The 263-nt window shown below is 34.2% G+C and carries 1 protein-coding gene; it reads right to left on the reverse strand.

Annotation, left to right across the window (positions count from 1 at the left end; genetic code table 11):
• On the reverse strand, nucleotides 1–263 hold a 263-nt coding region (locus AAEY78_RS13580; protein ID WP_352339858.1), incomplete at both ends, for a hypothetical protein.

Consider the following 263-nt stretch of genomic DNA (forward strand, 5'->3'; position numbering starts at 1 on the left):
AATAAACCCACTGACTTTTTACGCATTGCGTAAATTTTTAGTATATCGCTTTTATCACTGGTTAACTGATAACCAATAACGCCATTAGTTTGATTTATTACGCATTCGTCTAGAAGCTTACAAAGCGTGTCTACTTTGTCTTTTATATCATCGTTTGATACTGCATTAAACTCGACCATGTTAAGGCCTTGCATATCTTTATTTGGTACGTCGGTTATTAAGTCCGATACTAAATTCCAAATAATATCTTCACGCGCTAAGTT

The sequence above is a fragment of the Psychrobacter sp. 16-MNA-CIBAN-0192 genome, assembly GCF_040309565.1.
Taxonomy (GTDB): domain Bacteria; phylum Pseudomonadota; class Gammaproteobacteria; order Pseudomonadales; family Moraxellaceae; genus Psychrobacter.